At 62.2% G+C, this 24280-nt stretch carries 18 protein-coding genes; 10 read left to right on the top strand and 8 right to left on the bottom strand.

Annotated elements, in window-relative coordinates; genetic code table 11:
• Positions 1-58: 58 nt before the first annotated feature.
• The 5 genes from C2U47_RS00720 to C2U47_RS00700 all read right to left on the bottom strand — a co-directional run bounded on the left by C2U47_RS00720 (position 59) and on the right by C2U47_RS00700 (position 6402).
• On the bottom strand, positions 59-1045 hold the full coding sequence (locus tag C2U47_RS00720) for a zinc-binding dehydrogenase (RefSeq protein WP_010675113.1): 987 nt from the start codon (positions 1043-1045) through the stop codon (positions 59-61).
• A 144-nt stretch (positions 1046-1189) separates the two neighbouring features.
• The gene (locus C2U47_RS00715; RefSeq protein WP_010675112.1) at positions 1190-2299 is read right to left on the bottom strand and encodes an alkene reductase; all 1110 of its coding nucleotides are present in this window, start codon (positions 2297-2299) and stop codon (positions 1190-1192) included.
• A gap of 176 nt (positions 2300-2475) precedes the next feature.
• A complete protein-coding gene (locus tag C2U47_RS00710; protein WP_103261350.1) occupies positions 2476-3951 on the bottom strand; it encodes a TerC family protein in 1476 nt (491 codons plus the stop codon).
• A gap of 639 nt (positions 3952-4590) precedes the next feature.
• The gene (locus tag C2U47_RS00705; protein WP_041201638.1) at positions 4591-5118 is read right to left on the bottom strand and encodes a hypothetical protein; all 528 of its coding nucleotides are present in this window, start codon (positions 5116-5118) and stop codon (positions 4591-4593) included.
• Positions 5119-5475: 357 nt separating this feature from the next.
• Positions 5476-6402 carry a cation diffusion facilitator family transporter gene (locus tag C2U47_RS00700; RefSeq protein WP_010675108.1) on the bottom strand — a complete coding sequence of 309 codons (927 nt, stop codon included), beginning with the start codon at positions 6400-6402 and terminating at the stop codon, positions 5476-5478.
• A gap of 169 nt (positions 6403-6571) precedes the next feature.
• Between C2U47_RS00700 and ydiJ the strand changes: the two genes are divergently transcribed.
• The 8 genes from ydiJ to C2U47_RS00660 all read left to right on the top strand — a co-directional run bounded on the left by ydiJ (position 6572) and on the right by C2U47_RS00660 (position 17926).
• Positions 6572-9628: a D-2-hydroxyglutarate dehydrogenase YdiJ gene (ydiJ, locus tag C2U47_RS00695; RefSeq protein ID WP_010675107.1), complete on the top strand. Its 3057-nt coding sequence runs from the start codon at positions 6572-6574 to the stop codon at positions 9626-9628.
• Positions 9628-10116, top strand: a complete 489-nt coding sequence (locus C2U47_RS00690) for a hypothetical protein (RefSeq protein ID WP_010675106.1) — start codon at positions 9628-9630, stop codon at positions 10114-10116. Before ydiJ ends, C2U47_RS00690 begins: the two co-directional genes overlap by 1 nt.
• Positions 10117-10242: 126 nt before the next feature.
• A complete protein-coding gene (locus C2U47_RS00685; RefSeq protein WP_010675105.1) occupies positions 10243-10704 on the top strand; it encodes a hotdog fold thioesterase in 462 nt (153 codons plus the stop codon).
• A 180-nt stretch (positions 10705-10884) separates the two neighbouring features.
• Complete coding sequence (locus tag C2U47_RS00680) at positions 10885-12783, top strand: DEAD/DEAH box helicase (RefSeq protein WP_029314717.1); 1899 nt, start codon at positions 10885-10887, stop codon at positions 12781-12783.
• 330 nt (positions 12784-13113) lie between these two features.
• Positions 13114-13596: a molybdopterin-binding oxidoreductase gene (locus C2U47_RS00675; protein WP_010675103.1), complete on the top strand. Its 483-nt coding sequence runs from the start codon at positions 13114-13116 to the stop codon at positions 13594-13596.
• Between the two features lies 1 nt (position 13597).
• The gene (locus C2U47_RS00670; protein WP_010675102.1) at positions 13598-15514 is read left to right on the top strand and encodes a putative bifunctional diguanylate cyclase/phosphodiesterase; all 1917 of its coding nucleotides are present in this window, start codon (positions 13598-13600) and stop codon (positions 15512-15514) included.
• A gap of 208 nt (positions 15515-15722) precedes the next feature.
• Complete coding sequence (locus tag C2U47_RS00665; RefSeq protein WP_010675101.1) at positions 15723-16628, top strand: LysR family transcriptional regulator; 906 nt, start codon at positions 15723-15725, stop codon at positions 16626-16628.
• Positions 16629-16732: 104 nt separating this feature from the next.
• Positions 16733-17926, top strand: coding sequence for an MFS transporter (locus C2U47_RS00660; protein WP_010675100.1), 1194 nt, complete (start codon positions 16733-16735; stop codon positions 17924-17926).
• A gap of 63 nt (positions 17927-17989) precedes the next feature.
• On the opposite strand, the gene C2U47_RS00655 is transcribed toward C2U47_RS00660, so the two are convergent.
• Positions 17990-19312 (bottom strand): Na+/H+ antiporter family protein, encoded by a 1323-nt coding sequence (locus tag C2U47_RS00655; protein WP_010675099.1) that lies wholly within the window; start codon positions 19310-19312, stop codon positions 17990-17992.
• A 226-nt stretch (positions 19313-19538) separates the two neighbouring features.
• Positions 19539-20201 (bottom strand): ribonuclease T, encoded by a 663-nt coding sequence (gene rnt / locus C2U47_RS00650; RefSeq protein WP_010675098.1) that lies wholly within the window; start codon positions 20199-20201, stop codon positions 19539-19541.
• Positions 20202-20346: 145 nt separating this feature from the next.
• Here rnt and C2U47_RS00645 point away from each other — a divergent pair, with 145 nt between their 5' ends.
• Positions 20347-22320, top strand: a complete 1974-nt coding sequence (locus tag C2U47_RS00645) for a methyl-accepting chemotaxis protein (RefSeq protein ID WP_010675097.1) — start codon at positions 20347-20349, stop codon at positions 22318-22320.
• A gap of 68 nt (positions 22321-22388) precedes the next feature.
• Positions 22389-23264 (top strand): flagellar protein MotY, encoded by an 876-nt coding sequence (locus tag C2U47_RS00640; RefSeq protein WP_174217494.1) that lies wholly within the window; start codon positions 22389-22391, stop codon positions 23262-23264.
• A gap of 100 nt (positions 23265-23364) precedes the next feature.
• On the opposite strand, the gene suhB is transcribed toward C2U47_RS00640, so the two are convergent.
• A complete protein-coding gene (suhB, locus tag C2U47_RS00635; RefSeq protein ID WP_010675095.1) occupies positions 23365-24168 on the bottom strand; it encodes an inositol-1-monophosphatase in 804 nt (267 codons plus the stop codon).
• Positions 24169-24280 lie beyond the last annotated feature (112 nt).

Genomic DNA, 24280 nt, shown 5'->3' with positions numbered 1-24280 from the left:
ACCTTGAATGGAGGAGGCCCGCCATGGCGGGCCTCTTTGTGCCATCGTTGGGCGGGTATCAATCCACTCTCACCAGATACTTTTCCCCTTGTCCCTCCTGCTTGACGCGAGTGAGAAGGGAGGGCAGGGCGTCGAAGTCGCCCACCACCAGCGGCGGCAGGGTCAGCTCGCCGCTCGCCATCTGCGCCATCATGGCGACACCGGCCGCCACCAGACGGCTCCACTGTTTGTCCGAGCCAAAGGCGTGCTGGGCGCCGAGGGCAATCTCGTGCAATGAGTGGCAATGGCTAAAGGCGGGCAGCGGGTTGCGCGCGATGCGCCCGAGCACAGTCACCATGTGGCCGTAATAGCCAAGGGCAGGCAGCAAGGCTTCTGCCTGCTGGCTGGAGACCAGATCGATGATCCCCTCGAAGGGTTCACCGCCGTTGGCGGCCTGCAACTGGGCCAGCCAGTCGGGATCCCGATAGTCCGCCACCCCCTGCACGCCTAGCTGTTTGAGCCACTGGTGATGGCGCGGGCTGGCGCTGGCAAAGACGCGGGCCCCCTTCTGGAGGGCAAGTTGCACCGCGAAGCGGCCGACACTGCTGCCAGCCCCAGTGATGAGCAGGGCCTCCCCGTGCAGGTGAGGCAGCTTGGCCAGTGCCTGCCAGGCGGTGAGGCCGGGGCAGGGGAGCGCGGCGGCCGCCTCGTCGCTCAGGGCATCGGGCACCGGCATCAGGGCGCGAGCCGGCACCAGGGTGTGGCGGGCAAAGCTGCCGCCGTGGCGCAGGTCGGTGTGATAGGCGACCCGGGTGCCGGGGCGCAGGTGGGTGACATTGGCCCCCAGTGCCACCAGGGTGCCCATGCCATCGACGCCAGGCACATGGCCTGGCTGCCAGTGGGGATGACCCTGTTCGATGAGTTTCCAGTCCACCGGATTGAAGGCGATGATCCGGTTGGCTATGAGGACCTCGTCGGGCCCGGGGGTGGGGAGCGCTTGCCGGGTGAGGGTGAGCTGGTCCGGTTCGCCGGGGGCGTGCCAGCACCAGGCCTGGGTATGGGTCATGGTGACTCCTTGGATGAGAGGGGTGGGTGCCTTGATTGACTCACATGGCGTAACAATGCCTTGAACTGCTGTTGCACTGGCAAGACAACAAGGCGAGCCCCCTGTTGGAGGGCCCGCCCGGGAAGAGGTTCGGCGCCAGCCGCCTTATGCCCGCTCTGCCCCATAGACGGGGTAGTCCGTCAGCCCTTTCTCGCCGCCGCCAAACAGGGTGGCGGGATCATGGGGGGCGAACGGATGGCCGTGGCGCAGGCGGTTCGGCAAGTCGGGGTTGGCCACGAAGGGGCGACCGAAGCCAATCATGTCGGCCCAGCCCGCCTCGATGGCGGCGCGGGCGCGCTCCCCATCGTATTTGCCGGCGTAGATGAGGGTGTTGGGGAAGGCGTCGCGCAGCCCCTGCTTGAAGCTCTCCGCCATCAGGGGGGCGTCGTCCCAGTCCGCTTCGGCGACGTGCAGATAGACCACGCCGAGCTGGCCCAGCAAGCGCGCGGCGGCCAGATAGGTCTCCTGGGGGTTGGCATCCACGGTGCCGTTGAGGGTGGTGAGTGGCGCAAGGCGTACCCCGACCCGGTCGGGACCGATCTCGTCACAGACCGCCTCGGTCACCTCTTTCAGGAAGCGCAGCCGGTTTTCGAGCGAACCGCCATAGCCGTCGGTGCGGGTATTGGACTCGGAGTCGAGGAACTGGTTGATGAGGTAGCCGTTGGCGGCGTGCAACTCGATGCCGTCAAAGCCCGCCTCCATGGCGTTGCGGGCAGCCTGGCGAAACTGCCCCACCACGGCGTCGATGTCGGCCTGGGTCATGGCGCGCGGGGTGACGGTCTCCACAAACCCCGGGGCATCGCTGCCGTTGTCGACGAATACCTTCACTCCCTTGGCCTGGATGGCGGAGGAGGAGAGGGGCTGGGCGCCGCCGATGTTGTCAGGATGGGTGACCCGGCCCACGTGCCAGAGCTGGGCGAACATGATGCCCCCCTCGGCGTGGACGGCATTGGTTACCTGCTTCCAGCCTGCCACCTGCTCGGCGCTGTGGATGCCCGGCGTCCAGGCGTAGCCCTTGCCCAGGGGATCTATCTGGGTGCCTTCGCTGATGATGAGGCCGGCCCCGGCACGCTGGGCGTAGTAGGTCGCCATCATGGCGTTGGCCACGTCCCCGGGCTGGCTGGCGCGGGAGCGGGTCATGGGGGGCATGACGATGCGGTTGGCAAGGTGCAGCTGGCCGAGGCGAAGGGGGCAGAACAGGGGATCGTGGTGCATGATGGATTCCTCAATCTTTGGGAGTGAGGTGACTCTAGAGGGGATTGTTATTGTGAAAAAGAGGGGGTATTGCAGAAGAGAATTGCCGTTATCGCAGCAATGGCCCGGGAGGGGCCTGGTTCGCGCCAGAAAAAAGAGGGCCAAGGGCCCTCTCTTGCTGTGATTGCCGCCGATGATCAAGGGGAGAGTGGGGTAACCCGTACTCGCTCGATGCGCCGCTCGCTCACGGCCATGACCTCGAAGCGGAACTGGCCGAGGTGCAACTGCTGACCGACGTCTGGCAGGCTGCCGAAGTGGGAGAGCAACATGCCCGCCAGGGTCACGTACTCGTCGCTCTCGCTCACCAGACCGTCGCAGTTCAGGGCCTGCTCCACCTGATGGATGTTGGTGGTGCCGTGGATGAGCCAGTGCTCGCCCTCGCGCACCACATCGGGGGTCTCGTCCTCGTCCGGCAGTTCGCCGACGATGGCCTCCAGCAGATCGTGGTTGGTGACCAGTCCCTGGATGACGCCAAACTCGTCCGCCACTAGGATGAGGCTGCCCCTGGCCTGGCGCAGCTCCGCCAGCAGCCGGATCACGTTGATGGTCTGGGGCACGATGACGGGCTCGTTCTGTCTGGCAAGTGCTGCCAGGGACTGCCCCTCGTTGAGGGCAAACAGCAGATCCCGTGCCTTGACCACCCCGATGATCTCGTCCTCGCTGTCGCTCACGTCGATCCACTCCATCTCGGAGCGCGGGGTCATGATGGTGCGAATGGAACGCTCGGCCAGCGACAGCACGCCGCTCACCATGTAACGCTCCTCTTCACCGAAACCGGGGGGCAGGGGCTGAGCCTGCACCTCTTCTTCGTCCTCCTGCGGGTGGGCTGAGCGCTTGTTCCCCCCCATCAGCTTGAAGATGGCGGCGGTGGTGCGCTCGCGCAGGGGCTGGCGAGCCTCATGGAGCAGGGCACTGCGCTGGGCGAGCTGGTTGAAGAACTCGATGAGCACCGAGAAGCCGATGGCCGCGTAGAGGTAGCCCTTCGGAATGTGGAAGCCGAAGCCCTCCGCCACCAGGCTGAAGCCGATCATCAAGAGGAAGCTCAGGCAGAGCACCACCACAGTGGGGTGGGCGTTGACGAAGCGGGTCAGGGGCTTGGAGGCGAGCACCATCACTACCATGGCGATGGTCACGGCCGCCATCATGACGCCGAGGTGATCCACCATGCCGACGGCGGTGATGATGGAGTCCAGGGAGAAGACCGCATCCAGCACCAGGATCTGGGCGATCACCACCCCGAACCCGGCATAGACGCCGGTGCCGCCTTGCTCCTCGGGCTTGGCCTCGAGTCGCTCATGCAGCTCGGAGGTGGCCTTGAACAGCAGGAAGAGGCCGCCTCCCATCAGGATGAGATCCCGACCGGAGAAGGGGTGATCCCAGATGTGCAGCAGAGGAGCCGTGAGGGTGACCAGCCATGACATGATGGTGAGCAGTCCCAGGCGCATCAGCAGGGCCAGGGAGAGACCGATGATGCGCGCCTTGTCCCGCTGGGCGGGGGGCAGTTTTTTCACCAGGATGGCGATGAAGACCAGGTTGTCTATCCCGAGAACGATTTCCAGGATGATCAGGGTAAGCAGACCGACCCAGATTGACGGGTCCAGCAAGAATTCCATGTGATTGACCTCAATGAAGACAGATGCAGTGAATCGTGGTCACGGCGTGGCCGTGGTGACGGAGACGATCGCTTCAGAGGCGTTGGTTGAGCAGGTACAGATAGGCTTTGATGGGAAAAGACGAAGGGCTACTTCGGGGATTGTCCATGATGGGCAATAAAACCTCGGGTCAAAAGTGAGCCCTGATGATAACGACTCGCCGCCATTTGGCAAGGGGGCTGTCAGGGGGGACGCGACGAAGGGATTGCCGACGGGGGAGGCAAGGGAAAGGGGCATTGATGCGCAGCCAAGTTTGACTGGAGATAAAAGAGCGACACATTGACACGATCACAAATATAGGTGCTGAACAAGGAAAATAAACGATCTGATACCAACAACCGGATTCATCAGGCTCATATATATCCATTATTTTTGTAATAATTTGTTTCAGGGGGAAATATTGCGGCTGTGTCATGGGAGAAAGAAGGAATAGAGGGGGTTATGGTGTTTGATATGGAGTTATTATTCTAAATTTAACTTGTTCGCCACCAACTAATTCACATTAATCATATATTCAGCGTATAAAAAGCAAGGAGGCCCAGGCCTCCTCGTTTGCGCTCACACGGGTTGTTTCAGGGGACGTTAACCCTGGTCGTCAGGTCAATTGCCGGTATAGGCCGCGCCCTGAACATGCCCCTTCTTGTCGCTTAGACAGGACCAGGGGGCATCGGCACCCGGCACCTTGATGGTCACGCCCACCCCTGCCTCGGAGTCCATCACATCGGTCACCTGCAACTTGCTCTGGGCCACCTTGGTCTTGGCGGAGACCGCTTGCAGGCAGGCTTTCTCGGCGAGGCTGCCCTTGTGGGCAGGGGCTGAGGCAGTGGCTGCAGCAGGGGCCGCAGAGGAGCCTGGCTGGCAGGTACCCGAGCCTTTCTTGCTGGTGTAGGAGACATCGTACTGGCCCCCGGTGTTGCTGATGGAGAGGGTGACGCCGGCGCCCTTGGCCTCGTAGAACTCCTCGCTGTACTTCTTGAGTTTGGCCTCCTTGCCATTGATATAGACGGGGCCACCTTCATCGCTGTGCATCTGGATTTGACCCGGGCACTCATAATTCAACTGGGGAATGGCGGCGCTCGCCGCACCCGCCATGGCCAGGGTTATGGCAGCGATCAGTACTTTCTTCATGGACATTACCTCAACTGTTTAATGATACGAGATTTATTATTTTATTTTTCCGGTTAACAACAATTCCATTGCCAGGCAGGAAATAGCCTTCATCCCTGATCGGAATAAATAGCGGCGGTACTTTATTTTAGCAACGAATTTTTATTATTTTTCCCTGGGATGAAAGTGAATATTGATCCGGAAGGGGTGGTAAACGTTTTCTCCTGACGGGTTGAACGGGACAGGGGGAAGGCGCGAGGAGTGAGGGGGTAAGCAGGATGGGGCCTCGACAGAGGAGGGAACTTGGCGGCGGTTGCGCCGGGAGTCATGACGCGGGGCGACTGGGCCCCGCGTTGCAGCGCAATGACGAGCGCCGGATCAGAGCCAGCGTTTCTCGCGGGTGAAGCAGACCGACAGCCAGGCGTCTCCCAGGGTGTCGCCGAGGCGGGACCAGAGCTCCTGGCGCAGGGCATCCTGGCGCTCGACGGGCCACTCCTGGCCGGGGGCCACCAGGATGTTGAGCTCGAGATCGAAGCGGCGGCCGCTTTTCGCCAGGTGGCTGTAGCATTCGATGCCATGGCGCTGGCGCAGGGCCTCGATCTCGTGTTCGACTCGCTGCTTGACCTCTCCCTTGGGGGCGATCTTCAGCACCTCCCGCAGGTTGCGACCGAGCACCTTGATGGGAATGAGGGTGGCGCACAGGGCCAGCAGGGAGACCAGCATGGGGTCTATGTAGCGGTTGTAGTGGCCGTAACCCAGGGTATCGAGCCCGATGGCGACCAGAAAGCCGATGAGCAGGGTGGCGCTGAGCAGGGTATCCACCAGCCACTCCTTGGAGTCCACCCGCACCAGCTCGGAGTTGACCCGCTCGGCCACGTCGGCCTCGATGAGATAGAGGATGCTGCAGAAGAAGGTGGAGACGACGGCATAGATGAGGGCGTGGCCGAGATCGATCTCCCGTCCGCCCGCCAGCAGGGAGGTGATGCCGCCATAGAGGGCACCGAGGCAGAGCAGCAGAATGATGGCGCCGTTGATGACGTTGGCGATGGGTTCGAAATGGGCGTAGCCGTATTGGAAACGGGCGTCGGAGGGGCGGGTAACCAGGTAGGCGGTGATGAGCCCAAGGCCCGTCATGCCCATGCTGAACAGGGTGAAGATGCCGTCCAGCATGATGGCGTTGGAACCGACGAACAGACCATAGCCGATCCCGAAAATGGCAAAGGTGATGCAACCAAACAGCGACAGGGTCAGCGCCTGTTTTTCGGTGCGAATAAGCGTACTGATAACATGGCTGTAGTGAGCCATAAAAGTCCTCCTTTCAAATGGTGAAGATTGCGCGCGCAAGCGGTTTTCTAGCTGATATACTGCCCGCTCACATGTGAGCGGACTGGTTCGGACACCCGCAAAGAGGCAGGCCCGAACGGTCGTTGTCGCCGGAATGCCGGCATCAAGCAAAGGATGGGAACAAGGATTCATGATCCCGAGACTCGATTACCAGGACAGTTTGTCACCTACAACCCTGCAGTTTCTTGAGTTGCTGGCGCGATCAGCATTTCGTGGTGATATCGAAAAGTCTTATGCAAGCCGGTTGGCGATGGCGACGGATAACAGCGTCTATCAGGTCGTACCTCAGGCGGTTCTCTATCCGCGCAGCGCGGATGACATAGCGGTGATGCTCAAGCTGGCCCAGGGGCCCGAGTACGCAACCTTGAGTTTCTTCCCTCGCGGCGGCGGTACCGGCACCAATGGCCAATCCTTGGGCGGCGGCATTATCGTCGATCTCTCGCGCCATATGAACCAGATCATGGAAATTAATCTGGAAGAGGGCTGGGTGCGGGCCCAGGCCGGGGTGGTCAAAGACCAGCTCAACGCCTATTTGAAGCCCCACGGCTACTTCTTCTCGCCGGATCTCTCCACCTCCAACCGGGCCACCCTGGGAGGCATGGTCAACACCGATGCCTCGGGGCAGGGGTCGCTGGTGTACGGCAAGACCTCGGATCATGTGCTCGGCCTCAAGGCCGTGCTGGAAAACGGCGATCTCATGGCGACCGAGCCGGTGACCGGTCAGCGTCTGGCGGACAAGCTGGCCCTCGAGAACCGGGAGGGGGAGATCTATCGCACCCTCTATCGCATCGGCCGCGAGCGGCGCGCCGACATCGAGGCCACCTTCCCCAAGCTCAACCGCTTTCTGACCGGTTACGATCTCAAGCACCTCTATCAGCCCGATACCGACACTCTGGATGTGAGCCGGGTGCTGTGCGGCTCGGAAGGCTCCTTGGGTTTTATCACCGAAGCCAGGCTCAACATCACCCCCATCCCGCGCTACCGCACGCTCGTCAACGTCAAGTACGACAGCTTCCCCTCCGCGCTCAGAAACGCCCCCTTTATGGTACAGGCCCACGCCCTGTCGGTGGAGACGGTGGACTCCCGGGTGCTGGGACTGGCTCGCGCCGACATCATCTGGCACTCGGTGAAGGATCTCATCCAGGATGTGCCCGGCAAGGATCTGCAGGGGCTCAACATCGTCGAGTTTGCCGACACCGACGAGGATGCGCACAAGGCCAAGGTGGCGGAGCTGTGCCGGCGCATCGACGGCCTGCTGGCGCGTGGTGAAGCCGGGGTCATTGGCTATCAGGTGTGCGACCACCTGCCGAGCATCGAGACCATCTATGGCATGCGCAAGAAGTCGGTGGGGCTGCTCGGCAACGCCGAGGGGCGCAAGAAGCCGGTGGCCTTCACCGAAGACACCGCCGTGCCGCCGGAATCCCTGGCGGACTTCATCATGGAGTTTCGCGCCCTGCTGGACGCTCACGGCCTTGACTACGGCATGTTCGGCCACGTCGATGCCGGGGTGCTGCACGTGCGCCCGGCGCTGGACTTGTGCGATCCCGAGCAGGAGGTGCTGCTGCGGCGCATCTCCGATCAGGTGGTGGCGCTCACCGCCAAATACGGCGGCCTGATGTGGGGGGAGCACGGCAAGGGCTTTCGCTCCGAATACAGCCCCGCCTTCTTCGGCGAGCTGTGGGAAGAGCTGCAACGGGTCAAGGGGGCGTTCGACCCGGCCAACCGCATCAACCCGGGCAAGATCTGCATGCCTTATGGCAGCGGCGCTTCGCTTGTCTCGGTGGACGGGCCCAAGCGCGGCAAGTTCGACCGCCAGATCCCGATTGCCGTGCGCGAGAGCTATACACGGGCGCTGGATTGCAACGGCAACGGTCTGTGTTTCACCTTCGAGACCGACTCCCCCATGTGCCCCTCGGTCAAGATCAGCCGCGACCGCCGTCACTCCCCCAAGGGGCGGGCTGGCCTGATGCGTGAATGGCTGCGCCAGTTGTCGGAGCAGGGCTTCGATCCCCTTGCCGAAGAGGTGGCGCTGCAAAGCGGGGGTCTACGCTTCAAGCAGATCGTCGACAAGTTCCGCAATACGGTGGCCCGCGCCCGGGGCGAGTATGACTTCTCCCATGAGGTGATGGAGGCGATGGAGGGGTGCCTTGCGTGCAAGGCATGCACCAGCCAGTGCCCCATCAAGGTGGATGTGCCCACCTTCCGCGCCCGCTTCATGCAGCTCTATCACAGCCGATATCTGCGCGGCCCCAAGGATTATTTCGTGGGCACGGTAGAAAGCTATGCGCCCCTGCTGGCCAAGGCCCCCAAGCTGGTCAACTTCTTCCTCGAAAAAGAGTGGGCCCAGAAGGCGACCGAGAAGAGCATCGGCATGGTGGATGTGCCGCTGCTCTCCGTGCCGACCCTGGCCGAGGAGCTGCGGGATCACCGCGCCCGCTATTTCGATCTGCCGGGCCTCGAGGCCATGAGCCCCGAGCAGCGCCAAAAAGTGGTGCTCATCGTGCAGGATCCCTTCACCAGCTACTACGACGCCCCCGTGGTGCGTGACCTAGTGAAGCTGGCCAGCAAGCTGGGCTATCAGCCCTACCTGCTGCCGTTCAAACCCAACGGCAAGCCTCAGCACGTGAAGGGATTCCTGCGCGCCTTCGCCCGCACTGCTGCCAGCAGCGCCCAGTTCCTCAACAAGGTGGCGGCCCTCGGCATCCCCATGGTGGGGGTCGACCCCTCTCTGGTGCTCTGCTACCGGGACGAGTACGTGAAGGCGCTCGGCCCCGCCCGCGGCGATTTCCAGGTGCTGCTGCCCCAGGAGTGGCTGCTCTCCCTGCCTGCCGAGGCGCTGCCGCTGCGGGAAGAGGCTGGCACCGACCCCTGGTATCTGTTTGCCCACTGCACCGAGAAGACCGCCAAGCCCACCACCCACGGTGACTGGAGCACCCTGTTCGGCCGCTTCGGTGCGCGTTTGCAGCCGGTGTCGGTGGGTTGCTGCGGCATGGCGGGCACCTATGGTCACGACGCCAAACAGGTGGAGAACTCCAAGGGGATCTACGGTCTGAGCTGGGCCGAGCCTCTTGAACGCCTGCCCAAGGCTCGCTGCCTGGCCACCGGATATTCGTGCCGCAGCCAGGTCAAGCGGATGGAGGGGGAGAAGCTCAAGCACCCGCTGCAGGCCTTGCTGGAACTGCTCTGATGCTCCACTTTCCCAAGGGATTCCGGGTGCCAAAGGCCTTTCGGCACCCGCATTTTCTGTTGCTCCCCACCACGCCGTCCCAGGCCGTGGTGGAGTTTGTCGCCATCCTGCGCGAGCGGGATCAGCTCCATCAGCTGTTTCGCCCGAACGATGTGTGGCCCTCCGCCAATTTCAGCCTGAGTCAGCACGAGGCCGACTTGGAGTGGCAGCACGCCGAGTTTCTGGCCAAGCGCTCCTTTGCCTATGGCCTCTGGAGCCCGGACAGGGAGCCCCGCTTCTGGGGCGGGGTTTACCTCTATCCGTCTGTGCTGCCGGAGGTGCAGGTGGAGCTCTTCTTCTGGAAGGTGGCCGAGGCGCCGCTCACTGACAGCGAACTCGAAGCCGAACTGCGCACCTGGCTCGGCAAGGTATGGCGCTGGTCCGAGCCGCGCCTGCCGGGGCGGGACGGCCCCTGGGCCGAGTGGCCAGGGGTGACCTATCCCTGGTGAGGGTCAATCTCGATGCAAGATGCCCCGGCGTGGGCATCTTTTTTTTTGCGCCTTTTTCGCCGACACTGCTGGTTTGCCGCTACAGCGCAGCGATAACCCGTTGATCACGCAAGGAGTCCGCTCACCATGAGTCAAGAAAGCAGCCCCATCTGGCGCAAACCCATGAGCCTGGAGGGGCTCAACGCCAGCTCCCGCAACACCCTGATGGCCCACCTCGACATCGTCTACAGCGCCTTTGGCCCCGACTGGCTGGAGGCCACCATGCCGGTGGATCACCGTACCCATCAGCCGCTCGGGATGCTGCACGGCGGCGCCTCCGTGGTGCTGGCGGAAACGCTGGGATCGCTTGCGGCCAACATGGCGGTGGGAGCGGAGAGCTACTGCGTGGGGCTGGAGGTCAATGCCAACCACCTACGGGCCAAGCGGGAAGGGGTGGTGACGGGGCGCTGCGCGCCGCTGCATCTGGGGGCGACGACTCAGGTGTGGCAGATCGAGATTCGCGATGAACGTGGTCGTTTATTGTGCACCAGCCGATTGACCATGGCGGTGCTCAAGCACAAGCGGGACAAGGACTCTGGCGAAGCGTGATCCGCAATAACGCATCATGAGTGAAAAATAAGCAAGCCATAGTCACGAGATCCCTCTATAATTGCCAACGTCTTGAGACACCTATCACATTTTTCAAGACAGCAGAACAAAGTGGCGCTATAATCGCCGCCTTTTTGCTATTCCGCGGTGTTAGCCGCCTGCCTTAATCTGGAAGAATCTATGTCTGATACCGAACAACTGCCCCTTTTTAGTGAGCTTGGACTGGCCGCGCCCGTATTGAAAGCGCTGCAGGACGTGGGCTATGAGCGCCCGTCTCCCATCCAGGCCGCAGCAATTCCCCACCTGATGGCGGGACACGATCTGCTGGGGCAGGCACAAACCGGTACAGGGAAGACCGCTGCTTTTGCCTTGCCTCTGTTGTCTCGTCTGGAAGCTGGTAACCGCAACACTCAGATCCTGGTGCTGGCCCCGACCCGCGAGCTGGCCCTGCAGGTGGCAGAGGCGTGCCAACGCTATGCCCACCACATGCCCGATTTCCACGTGCTGCCCATCTACGGCGGCGCTTCCTACGAAACCCAGACCCGCGCTCTGCGCCGTGGTGCTCAGGTTGTCGTGGGTACCCCGGGCCGCGTGATGGACCTGATCCGTCGCAAGAACCTGGACCTCTCCGGTCTGAAAGCCCTGGTGCTGGACGAAGCGGATGAAATGCTGCGCATGGGCTTCATCGACGACGTGGACTGGATCATGGATCAGTGCCCGGCCGGTCGTCAGGTTGCCCTGTTCTCTGCCACCATGCCGGAGCAGATCCGTCGTGTTGCCCAGAAGCACCTGAAGCAGCCCAAAGAGATCAAGATCGCCTCCAAGACCGCGACCGCCACCACCATTCGTCAGCGTTACTGGCAGGTGACCGGTCTGCACAAGCTGGACGCCATGACCCGTCTGCTGGAAGTGGAATCCTACGAAGCCCTGCTGGTGTTCGTGCGTACCAAGAACGCCGCCGAAGAGCTGGCAGGCAAGCTGGCTGCCCGTGGTCACGCCTGTGAAGCGCTGCACGGTGACATCCCGCAGAAGCTGCGTGAGCGTACCGTTGACAAGCTGCGTCAAGGCCAGCTGGACATTCTGATCGCCACCGACGTGGTCGCCCGCGGTCTGGACGTTGAGCGCATCACCCACGTAGTGAACTACGACATTCCCTACGACACCGAATCCTATGTTCACCGTATCGGCCGTACCGGCCGTGCCGGTCGCAAGGGTGAAGCCATCCTGTTCGTGGCGCCGCGCGAGCGTCGCATGCTGCGTGCCATCGAGCACGCTACCCGTCAGGCCATCGAACCGATGAAGATGCCGAGCACCGAGGACATCAACCAGCACCGTCTGGCCAAGTTCAAGGAGCGCATCCGCGAAACCATGATGGGTGAAGAGCTCGAGATCTACCACAACCTGGTGAACGAGCTGATCGAAGAAGATTCTGCCGATCCGCTGGAGCTGGCTGCTGCACTGGCCAAGCTGGTACAGGGCGACCAACCGCTGCTGCTGGATGACTCCATTCCGGATCCGGTGTTCAACGCTGGCAACGATCGCGGTGGCTTCGAGCGTCGTGAGTTCAACGATCGTGGCGGTCGTGACTTCGGTGACCGTGGCGATCGTCCGGCCCGTCGCATGCCGTCCCTCGAACCGCGTCCGCTGAAAGACAACCCGGACGTGGAGATGGAGCGTTACCGTGTCGACGTGGGCGCCCATCACGGCGTCAAGCCGGGCCAGATCGTGGGTGCCATCGCCAACGAAGCGAACATCGAGAGCCGCTTCATCGGCAACATCGACATCGCCGATGACTTCTCCACCGTCGATCTGCCCAAGGGCATGAGCGCCGAGGTGCTGGAAGTGATCAAGAAGGCCCGTGTCTGTCAGCGTCCGCTGCAGATCACCCGTTACACCGAAGTGCCGGCCGGCGGCAACACTGCTCCCCGTCCGCCCCGTGGTGATCGTCCGTTCCGTGGCGACCGTCCTTTCAACAAGGATCGCCGTCCCCAGGGTGACCGTCCCTTCAACAAGGATCGCCGTGAAGGCGGTTTCGACAAGGGTCGCAAATTCGGTGGCAACAAGCGCCGCGACAGCTAAACCCTGACTGCACTGATGAGAAGGCCGCTCCATGGAGCGGCCTTTTTTGTGTCTGTTTTTCAGATGCGTAGCGAAGACTGTCACCTTTCTCCGGCCGTGGCGGGCACCCGGTTTGATGAGGAGCCAGTGAAAGAAAAATGGTGCAATCCATTTGCCTGGGGGTGGCGCCTGGTGTCATTCTTTGGGAAGCGATTGGGTACTTTTGGAAGGCGCAGAGATAGTTGCTGGTTGCAAACGACTGCGACTTTGGTCTGAAGGTGCATTCTGTTGTTTGCATATGAGTCAGCAGAGTGAGATGAATAAATAAACCGTATGACAGGGAGGTGCGTGATGGGCAAGTGGCTTGGCAAGGTGTTGCTGATATCTGGATGGCTCGTGTCGGGTATGGTGTTGGCGGAGGAGCCCTTCTTCAGAATTGCGGGGGCGGGGTGCTGCAATGGCAAGGGGGAGGTGGTGCTGACCCGTACCGAGTTTGAGGCCTTGCCGCAGACGGAAGTTAAGACGGGGACGCCCTGGACCGAGGGGGAGCACCTCTATCGCGGGGTGTTGCTGCGGGACCTGGTCAGGATCTACGGTCTCAAGAGCCAGGAGGTCAAGGCCCTCGCGGTCAATGAATACTGGGCCGCACTGCCGCTGGAAGACGGGGAGAAGTACCCGGTGCTGGTGGCCGAGAAGCAGGATGGCAAGGCTCTGACCCTGCGCAACAAGGGGCCGCTCTGGGTCATTTATCCCCTCACCGACCATCCCGAACTCAACAAGGAGCTCTATCACAGCCGGATGGTGTGGCAGCTGACGGCGCTGGAGAGCAAATAAGATGCTGCGCGGCAAGTTCTTGAGCCTGATCCTGATGGTGACCACCTTTTTGGGGGTGACCCTCTGGTCGGTCTGGAACTATGACCGCGCGTTCAATGCGGTGACGCGCTACACCCAGCTCTCCGCCTGGGCACTGGCCCAGCTCGAGCTGGAGATCCACGCCTTCGAGGAGGGCTTGCAGCTCTATCGTGCCGGTGCCGCCAGCCGGGAGGAGATGAACAAGCGCTTTGACATTGCCTGGAACCGGCTCGATGTCTTCCTGCACGGGGAGGAGGCAAAGTCGGTCAGGGCCCGATTCGGTGCGGACAAGGCGGTCGGCAAGATCCTCGCTCTCTTCGAACGCTATGAGCAGGATGTGGTGCAAGGGGAGCCGAATTCCCCTGCACTCAAGATGTTCACGGCCGCGCTCGATGACGAGATGCGCGGGGTGCGGGACGTGATGGTGAAAAACTTCACCGGGCCTTCTGCCATCGCCCAGCGCGAGCTGCTCAACGAGTCGAAAACCCAGAACTTCTTCATCCTGGGATTTCTGATGTTGGCGACCATGGTGATGTTGATGGTGCTGTTTCGCGAAGTGCGTCGCCAGCATTTTCTGGCGTGGAACGACCCTCTCACCCGTCTCCCTAACCGGGCGGCGCTCATCAAGCACCTCCAGCAGTGGACCAGCCATCCCGGTCGGCGCAGCAGCATCACCGTCTGCCTCATGGATCTGGGGCATTTCAGGGAGGTCAATGACAGTCTGGGTTACGAAGTGGGGGACGCCTTGCTCAAACGGCTTGCGGCGCGGATCAAGGCCGCCTCTGGCCAGGGGATCTTCGTTGCCCGTACCGGCAGTGACGAGTTCACCCTCATCATCACCGGCACCATGCCCACCTATCTGCGCTTCCCGTTTCTGGAGCAACTGCGCAGCGAGCTGGCGGATCTGGTGTTTGCTGCCGATCCGGCGCACCGGGTGCGGGTCTTCATGGGCACCAGCCAGTACGTGAAACCGGATCATTCACCGGAAGAGATGCTGTTGTTTGCCGATATCGCCCTCGACAGCGCCAAGCGCAAACGGCTGAATCGCAATGTGCTCTTCTCCAGCAGCATGTATCAGCACTATCAGCGCAAACGCCGGCTGTCGACCGAGCTGCGGGAGCTTATCCACTGCCCGCAATGCCCGCAACTGGCCCTTTACTATCAGCCCATCGTGCGCGGCCAGAGTGTAGTGAGGCTGGGGGCGGAGGCGCTGATCCGCTGGCATCATCCGGAATATGGCTTTATTGCCCCCCTCGACATCATCTCGCTGGCAGAAGAGAACGGGTTGGGTGAGGCGCTGGGGGGCTGGATCATCCGGCGCATGCAGATCGACCTGTCCGGCTTCCCGAAGGAGGTACTAGAACCGCTCGAGATCTCCATCAACCTCTCCAACTCCATGTTCAACATGGGGTTGGCCAGGGAGATTGAAGAGAAGATGGAAGATGGACCGTTGGGGCTGCACCAGTTGATAGTGGAGCTGACCGAAACCATCGCCCTTGATGACATCGCCCTGAGCAAGCAGATCATTCACTCCCTGCGCCAGATTGGGGTGCGGGTGGCCCTCGATGACTTCGGGACCGGCTGGTCCTCGTTCTCTTACCTGCGTGAACTCTATTTCGACAAGCTCAAGATAGACAGATCCTTTATCACCGCGATCGACAGTGACACCCGGCAGGCGCTCTTCGTCGAGACCATCACCACCCTCTCTCATCAGTTGGGGGTGCGTGTCGTGGCAGAAGGGGTGGAAAACAGCGATGAGCTCAAGGCGGTGCTCACCATAGGGGTGGATGAGATCCAGGGTTATTTCTACTCGCGTCCCTTGCCGCTGCCGGAGTTCATGCAGTTCTGTCACCGCTATTTCGCCCACAGCGCCGCCATTCAGGAAGTGGCACTGGGCTAGCCTTGGGGCAATCGAGCTCCTGTAGCCTTGTCTTCGAGTCCCTCTGTTCGATTGTTCCTGGTTGATATTTCATCCCGACACCTTTCTCCCATGGCAGGACCGCCCATGACGTGGCTTTATTGTGCCTCCTGCCAGAACGAGGGTGCGAGAGGGCATGCCCGGTGCTACCTTGTGCCACGAACAGTGCCACAGGGCAGAGGAGCCATAAATGGATCGCTTGGGGGTGATGGAGGTGTTCGTGCTGGCGGTGGAGACCGGCTCGTTTTCGGCGGTGTCCCGCCGACTGGGGATGGGGCAACCCACGGTTTCCAGATTGATTGCCCAGCTTGAGGCGCACCTTGGCAGCCGCCTGTTGCTGCGTTCGACCCGGGGGCTGGCGCCCACCGAGGCCGGAGAGGCCTACTATCTGCGGGCGAGAGAGATCCTGGCCCAGGTCCACGAGGCCGATGCCATGGTGCAGCAATGCCGGGCGGGCCTGAGCGGGCGTCTGCGGGTGAGCGCTCCCGTCACCTTCGCCCGCCTGCATATCATTCCCCATCTTGCCGGTTTTCTGGCGGCTCACCCGGGACTGGATCTGGAGATCCTGCTGGATGACGGCAATGTGGATCTCATTTCGGCGGGCATCGAGGTGGCTCTGCGGATCGGCAAACAGGCCGACTCGTCGCTGGTCGCTCGCTGTCTCGCCCGAAGCGACATGCGGGTGTTGGCGACGCCGGCCTATCTGGCCGCCAAAGGAGAGCCTGAGACCCCTCAGGCCCTGCAACAGCATGATCTGGTGCTTTACAGTCCACGGCCCGGAGTAGGGCAACAGTGGCGATTTCGCCGCGGCGTCGAAGAGAAGGTGGTTTCCGGAGAAGGCAGGCTGACGGTCTCGGCGGCCGAAGGCATGCGCGCAGCCGTGCTGGCAGGACTGGGGCTCGGTATCGCCTCGGAGTGGATGTTTGCTCCCGAGCTTGCCCGCGGCGAGGTGGTGGCGGTGCTGCCCGAGTGGCAACTGCCCATGCAGGAGCTCTGGACCCTGCTCCCGGCAGGTCGCCAGCCTGGTGCCAAGGCGAGCGCCTTTCTGGCATTCGTGACCGGCCTGCCCGGCGTGGGGCATACGCCAGCGGAATAACTGTTATGGTCCCCACCGCTCTACTGGTGGCGACGCTCCCCGGGTAGGCTGTGCGCATGGGGCCCGTATCCTGGCGGGAGCCCTTCTAACACGAGGAGAAGATCATGAGTACATCGCCTTCTGCCGGAGGGGCCGCAACCCCCGGCCCCTCCCTGCTCTTCGCCATGGCCCTGTCATGCGGCCTGGCAGTTGCCAACATCTACTACAACCAGCCCATGCTGGCGGTGATGGCACAGGACTTTCCCGGGCACTCGGGCATGCCATTGATCGCCATGCTGACCCAGCTCGGCTATGCCATGGGTCTGCTTTTGCTGGTGCCGCTTGGCGATGTGGTCGAGCGCCGCTGGCTCATTCCGGGGCAGTTTGCACTGATCGCGCTGGCTTCCCTGCTGGCGGCCACGGCCACGAGTGCCACCACCTTGATGCTGGCATCCGTTCTGCTCGGCATCGGGGCCACGGCGGCCCAGCAGATAGTTCCGGTGGCGGCGACCCTGGCAGATCCCGCCCGCCGTGGTGCCGTGGTCGGCAGCGTGATGAGCGGCCTGCTGGCCGGGATACTGCTCAGCCGCACCGTCGCCGGCCTGGTCACCGCCTATGGCAGTTGGCGCGCCATGTTCTGGCTGGCCATTCCCCTGGCCCTGTCGGGGGCCCTGCTGATGGCCAGGATGATACCGTCCGGATTGCCGCGCTCTCCCCTCGGTTATGGCCGTCTGCTTCACTCCCTGGTCGGTCTGTGGCGCGAGGAGCCCGCCTTGCGCCGCGCGACCCTGACCCAGGCCTTGCTGTTTGCCTCCTTCAGCGCCTTCTGGACCGTGCTGGCGTTCTACCTGGCCGAACCTGCCTATGGGTTGGGGGCCGACATGGCGGGTCTGTTCGGCGTCATCGGGGTGGCTGGGGTGGTGGCGGCCCCTCTGGCAGGCCGGATGGCGGATCGGTTGGGGGCCAGACCAGTGGTATTGGCCGGTGCCGTGCTGGTGGTGCTTGCCTGGATCTGCTTCGAGCTGTGGCTCTCTCTGGCCGGGCTGGCGTGCGGGGTCATCTTGCTGGATCTCGGAGTGCAGAGCGCACTCATCGCCCATCAGCAGCGCATCTATGGTCTGAGACCTGAGGCCAGGGGGCGCATCAATACCCTCTTCATGACCGGCATGTTCCTGGGGGGAACCCTCGGCTCCAGCCTGGGGATGCTGGTCTGGCAACAGGGTCACTGGCTCGGGGTGGGAGCAGCCGGCATGGGGTTGGCCCTGGTGGCCTGTCTCTGTGCCCTGGCCGGCAGGCGGGGACTGCAACCGGCCATCTGAGGCATGTGCAAGACAAGAAAGGCGACCCCGGGGTCGCCTTTTGTCTGTCTGCTCGGGATGGTCTCAGAGCACCATGGCGGCAATCCAGCCGAAGATCACCAGGGGGATGTTGTAGTGGATGAAGGTTGGCACCACGCTGTCCCAGATGTGGTCGTGCTGACCGTCGGCATTGAGGCCCGATGTGGGGCCGAGCGTCGAGTCGGAGGCGGGGGAACCCGCGTCCCCCAGCGCGCCCGCGGTGCCCACCAGGGCGATGGTCGCCATGGGCGAGAAGCCGAGGTGGATGCACAGGGGCACATAGATGGTGGCGATGATGGGCACGGTGGAGAAGGAGGAGCCGATCCCCATGGTGATGAGCAGGCCCACCAGCAGCATCAGCAAGGCCGCCAGTCCCTTGTGACCGGCCATCATGGTGGAGACGGACTGCACCAGACTCTCCACCCCGTGGGTCTCCTTCATGACGGCGGCGAAGCCTGCGGCCGAGATCATGATAAAGCCGATGAGGGACATCATGCGCACACCCTGGGTGAAGGCATCCTGGCTCTCGCGGAATTTGATGACGCCGCCGCAGGTGAAGATGATGAAGCCTGCGAGCGCCCCCAGCACGATGCTGTTGGTCATCAGTTGCAGACCGAGTGCCACGGCGATGGCCAGCAGGGCGACCCAGATGTGGTTGAGATTGAGCTCGACCGTCTCGGGTTCGGCGGCCAGGATCTTCTCCAGATCATACTGACGCGGCTTGCGGTAGCTGAAGAAGACGGCGATGAGCAGGCCGAGGAACATGCCAAATACCGGGATGGCCATCGCCAGGGGCAACTGGCTGAATTCCACCGGTACGCCGTTGTCGACGAGATTCTTGGCCAGGATGTTGTTCAGGAAGATGCCGCCAAAGCCCACCGGCAGCAGCATGTAGGTAGCGGTCAGGCCGAAGGTGATGACGCAGGCCACCTGACGGCGGTCGATCTGCATCTGGGCCATGACATGCAGCAGCGGCGGGATCAGGATGGGAATGAAGGCGATGTGCACCGGGATCAGGTTCTGGGAGGAGATGGAGACCGCGAGCACCGAGGTGAGCAGCAGGCTCTTGACCCAGAGAATGCGGGCGCTGCTGGCATCCTTGCCGAGCTGGTTGATGACCTTGCGGGCCAGCAGATCGGTGATGCCGGAGCGGGAGATGGCTACCGCGAAAGCCCCCAGCATAGCGTAGGAGAGGGCGATTTCTGCACCGCCGCCCAGGCCGCCGGTGAAGGTGCTGAGGGTCTGCTCGAGGGAGAGTCCGCCGAGCAGGCCACCCACGATGGCACCGATGGCGAGGGAGACCACCACATTGATCCGCAGCAGGCTGAGCACCAGCATCAGCGCCACCGCGATAACAACAGGATTCATTTGATTTCCTTATGGATTGTGTTGCTGTCAGTCGTGTGAAAGCCAGCTAGTTTGCGAAAAACAGGCTAAATGTCGAGAAAAAAATCGGCAGATCCCGGCCAAGGGACGCATCTTCTGCTGGCGGTGAACGGGAACCGGGAAAATGGCCCTTCTTCCTTGCCCAGACAGGTCCCCTCATGCAGACAGGCTGCCATGGGCAGCCTGTCTGGGCAGGGGCTGGGAGTGTTCAGCCCTCGTCTTCGGTGTCCGTCGTTTCATCCGGGTTGGCCAGAGGCCAGCCTCCCAGGCTCTTCCAGCGATTGACGATGTGGCAGAAGAGCTCTGTGGTGCGCTCGGTGTCGTAGAGGGCCGAGTGGGCCTCTTTGTTGTCAAAGGGGATATTGGCGCTCTGACAGGCCTTGGCCAGCACCGTCTGCCCCAGGGCAAGGCCCGAGAGGGCGGCGGTGTCGAAGGTGGCGAAGGGGTGGAACGGATTGCGCTTGAGGCCGGCCCGCTCGGCGGCGGCCATCACGAAGCCGTGGTCGAAGGTGGCGTTGTGGGCCACTATGATGGCGCGACCACAATCCTGCTCCTTCATGCCCTTGCGCACCCCCTTGAAGATCTCGGTGAGTGCTTCCTTCTCGTCCACCGCGCCCCGCAGCGGGTTGAAGGGGTCGATGCCGGTGAACTCCAGCGCCGCTTTCTCCAGATTGGCGCCCTCAAAGGGCTGGACATGAAAATGGAAGATCTGGTCAGGGACGAGCCAGCCCTGCTCATCCATCTTGAGGGTGTGGGCGGCTATTTCCAGCAGGGCATCGGTCTTGGCATTGAATCCGGCGGTTTCAACATCGATGACGACGGGGTAAAAGCCGCGAAAACGGCCCTTGAGGGTGTGAACGGCGTCGGTCATGGTATCTCGGTCGGCGTGAAAGGAGGCGGCATTATGGCAAAAAAGCGTGCCCTTGTCCCTTATCTGCCGCCATGGGACGGCAAGAGGGCCATTTTGAAACACCTGTGCTTATAATGGGCGACGTCAACCATGGAGGGAGAGGACGATGAAGAAGCTGGGATTGGCACACAAGATGATGTTGGTGGTCTGTCTGCCGCTGTTGGCCCTGCTGTTTTTCTCCGGCCGGTACGTCTATGAACGTTATCGGGTCGAACAGGAGATGAGCGGCGCCCTGGTCGCGCTGGCGGTGGTGAAGGAGGCGGCGCAGCTGGCCCATGAGCTGCAACGGGAGCGCGGCATGTCGGCCGGCTTCCTCGGCTCTGGCGGCAACAAGTTTCGCGATGCGCTGCCTGCCCAGCGCAAGGTGGTGGACAGCCTGTTGCAGCGTTTTCATCAGGATCCTGCCTTGCTGGCGCTGACCGAGGTGCAGCAGGGAGTGGCGGGACTCACCGCCATGCGTGAGCGGGTCAGCGCCCTGGGGGTCGAGGTGGCGGAACAGGTCGGCTTCTATACCCGCCTCGTGACCGCCTTGCTGGCGGTAGTGGACAAGATAAGCGTCGACAGCATGGATGCCACCATCGCCCTGCAGACCAATGCCTACGCCGCCTTCCTGCAGAGCAAGGAGCGTGCGGGGCTGGAGCGGGCGACGCTCAGCAACGTCTTTGGCCGTGACAGCTTCACGCCTGCGCTGTTGCAGCAGTTCATCTCCCTGCTGGCGGCCCAGAACACCTATCTCGAACGTTTCCAGGCGGTGGCGAGTCCAGCACAGCGTCAGTTGCTGAACGACAGCTTCGCCTCACCCGTGGTGGCCAAGGTGGCCGCCATGGAGAAACTGGCCCTGGACAAGGCGGCCAGCGGCGGTTTTGGTGTCGATGCGGAGGCCTGGTTTGCTTTGAGTACCGACAAGATAGGCCTGCTCAAGGAGATAGAAGACAGCCTCTATCAGCAGCTCTTCGAGCGGGTGGAACAGATGCGGGGCGGGAGTGCCAGTGACTTCTGGTGGGGGGCGGCTGGCGTGTTGCTGTGCATCGTCCTGACCACCTTCGTCTGCTGGCGGGTGGTGCGGGATCTGCATCTGGGCTTCATGGCCCTGCACCAGACCTTCAAGCGCCTAGTGCAGGAGAATGACCTGACCGTGCGGGTCGACTGGCGATCCGGGGATGAGCTGGGGGCTCTGGCGCGGGATCTGAACCATTTCCTCGGGCACCTGGAGAGTTTGCTGCTGGCTGTGCGCCACTCCTGTGACGTGCTGATACGCAGCGCCGCCAGCTCGGCCGAGGTCATTGCCGAGGTGAATGCCGGCGTAGTCAGGGGATGCGGGCAGGTGGATCTGGTGGCGACTGCCGCCACCGAGATGGCATCGACTGTCGCGGAGATTGCCCGCAACGCAACCCAGACCTCCCAGGCGACTCAGCAGGCCATCGGCCGGGCGAAGCAGGGTGACAAGGAGGTGGATCAGACCATCCACACCATCCAGCAGGTGGCGGGCACTCTGGTGGATACCCGGCACCTGGTGGACAGCCTGCATCGGGATACCGAGTCGGTGGGGGAGGCCTTGAGCCTCATCAAGCAGATCTCGGACAGAACCAACCTGCTGGCCCTCAATGCCGCCATCGAGGCGGCCCGTGCTGGTGAATCCGGGCGCGGCTTTGCGGTGGTGGCCGACGAGGTGAGAGCGCTTGCCTCCCGTACCCAGCAGGCGGCGGATGACATAGAGCGGATGCTGGGCCGCTTGCGCCAGGGGGCCAACGAGGCGGTGGCTGCCATGCACACGGGCACCGAACAGGCCGGCCTTAGCGTGACGGAGGCCAAACGGGCGGGGAGCGAGCTGACCGACATCGTCAACGAGGTGCGCAAGGTGAGCGACATGACGGCCCAGGTGGCCACCGCCACCGAGGAGCAGCGTTACGTGACCGACGACATCCAGCAAAACGTGATGACCATCCGTGACGTGTATGAGGCCCATCGCCAGCACTCCCATACCCTGCAACAACACAGTGCCGAACTGGATGCCCTAGCCCGGGATCTGGCGGGACGCATCGCCAGCTTCAAGCTGATGGCCCCTTCTTCCCCCCACTGAGCGTTTTGACCTAAAGCTTGTCCTGCCGCTGCCGATAGATAATTCGAGATAGTGTGGAGGACAAGCCGTTGAATGCTTGGGTGTTGGGGTTGATCAGCATATCAGTGAGTATGCAGTTGCAGGCGGGCGTGACCGAATTTGGCGCCGGTCTGGATCAATCCGTCTGGCGCCTGACCTCTGATACCCAGGTGGAGTGCAGGTTGGAGCATCCTATTCCCCGCTGGGGAACCGGGGCTTTTGTCAGCCGGGCCGGGCGCAAGATCAATCTGGATTTCGAGCTCAAGGGGCAGCGACCCCAGGCGCGTACCCAGACAGTGAGCCTCGGGATCATGCCCCCCAGCTGGCGTCCCGGGGTGGCCGGGCGTCAGATCAGCCAGTTGCAGTTCTATCAGCAGTTTGACGGCCTGGTGGCGGGGCAGACCGCCTGGACCATGCTGGACGAGCTGGAAGGAGGGCGTATGCCGACTTTCCAGTATCGCGACTGGTATCGTCAGGACAGGCCGGTGCGGGTATCGCTCTCGTCGGTCAATTTCAGGGTCAAGTACCAGGCGTTCATGGACTGCCTGAGTGGCTTGCTGCCCTACAGCTTCAACGACATCGCCTTCAGCGTGCTCTCCTATGACAAGAACAGCGATCAGTTGTCACCGGCCTCCAAGCGGCGGCTGGCGATGATCGGTGACTATGTGAAGGCAGACAAGAGCATCGATGTGGTGGTGATCGACGCCTACAGCGACAGCTATGGCGGCCGCTGGCCAAACCAGAAGCTCTCCGAGAAGCGGGCGGATGCCATCAAGCAGGTGTTTGTGGATCTCGGCATCGAGGAGGGCAAGATCTCGGTGGAAGGGCACGGTGAGAAACAGCACGTGGCCTCCAACGAAACGGACGCTGGCCGAGCTAAGAACCGCCGGGTGGTGATCAACATGGGACGCAACGGCACTATCTGATCCCGCTGAGTCATCGAGAGGGGCGGGATTTTCGCTGTAGTCAGGAATAAAAAATGCCAGTCGGCGAACCGACTGGCATTTTTTTCGCGGGTATCCGGGATTACTTGGCCAGGGATTCCGGCAGGTTTTCGCGGATCTTGCCGAGCATCTCTTTCAGCACGCGGGGGTTGGCCACCACGATGTTGCCGGAGTTTTCGTAGTTGTGACCACCGACGAAGTCGGTGACGATGGCGCCGGCTTCTTTGGCCAGCAGCTCACCGGCGGCGGTGTCCCAGGGCTTGAGGCCGATTTCCCAGAAACCGTCGACGCGGCCAGCGGCCACATAGGCGAGATCCAGCGAGGCGGAGCCAGCACGACGGATGTCTGCACACTCGATGAACATGCTCTGGAACATCTTCAGGTAGGGTTCGATGTGGTGCTTCTGCTTGAACGGGAACCCGGTGGCCAGGATGGTGCCGGAGAGCTCTTTGGCCTTGCCGACACGGATGCGGTAGCCGTTCAGCTGGGCGCCGCTGCCGCGGGTGGCAGTGAACAGCTCGTCACGGATGGGATCGTAGACAACGGCTTGTTCGGTCTTGCCCTTGACGCGCAGAGCGATGGAAACGGCAAAGTGCGGAATGCCTTTGACCAGGTTGGTCGTGCCATCCAGTGGGTCGATGATCCATTGGTAGTCCGGATTGGTACCGGCAATCTCGCCAGACTCTTCAGCAACGATGCTGTGTTCCGGGTAAGATTTTTTGATGGTGTGAATGATGGCCGCTTCGGCGTCACGGTCAACGTTGGTCACGAAGTCATTGCTGCCTTTCTGGATAACCTCGATGTTCTCGGGTTGAGAAAAGGCTTTTACTACTACTTGACCGGCGTTGCGCGCAGCGCGCACGGCGATATTCAGCATCGGATGCATAGGTTCACCACTGGATGTTAAAGAACGGGGGATAAAAGGACGCGACATCTTACCAAGATATTCGGGAATAGCAACTGCTATGCCCTCATTCGGTCAGGGTGGTGACTGACAG

Origin of the sequence: Aeromonas sp. ASNIH7 (assembly GCF_002903485.1) — a bacterium.
In the GTDB taxonomy this organism is placed as follows: Bacteria; Pseudomonadota; Gammaproteobacteria; order Enterobacterales; family Aeromonadaceae; genus Aeromonas; species Aeromonas caviae.
The sequence above is the reverse complement of the archived record's forward strand: the minus strand, read 5'-3'. Positions and strand labels throughout refer to the sequence as shown.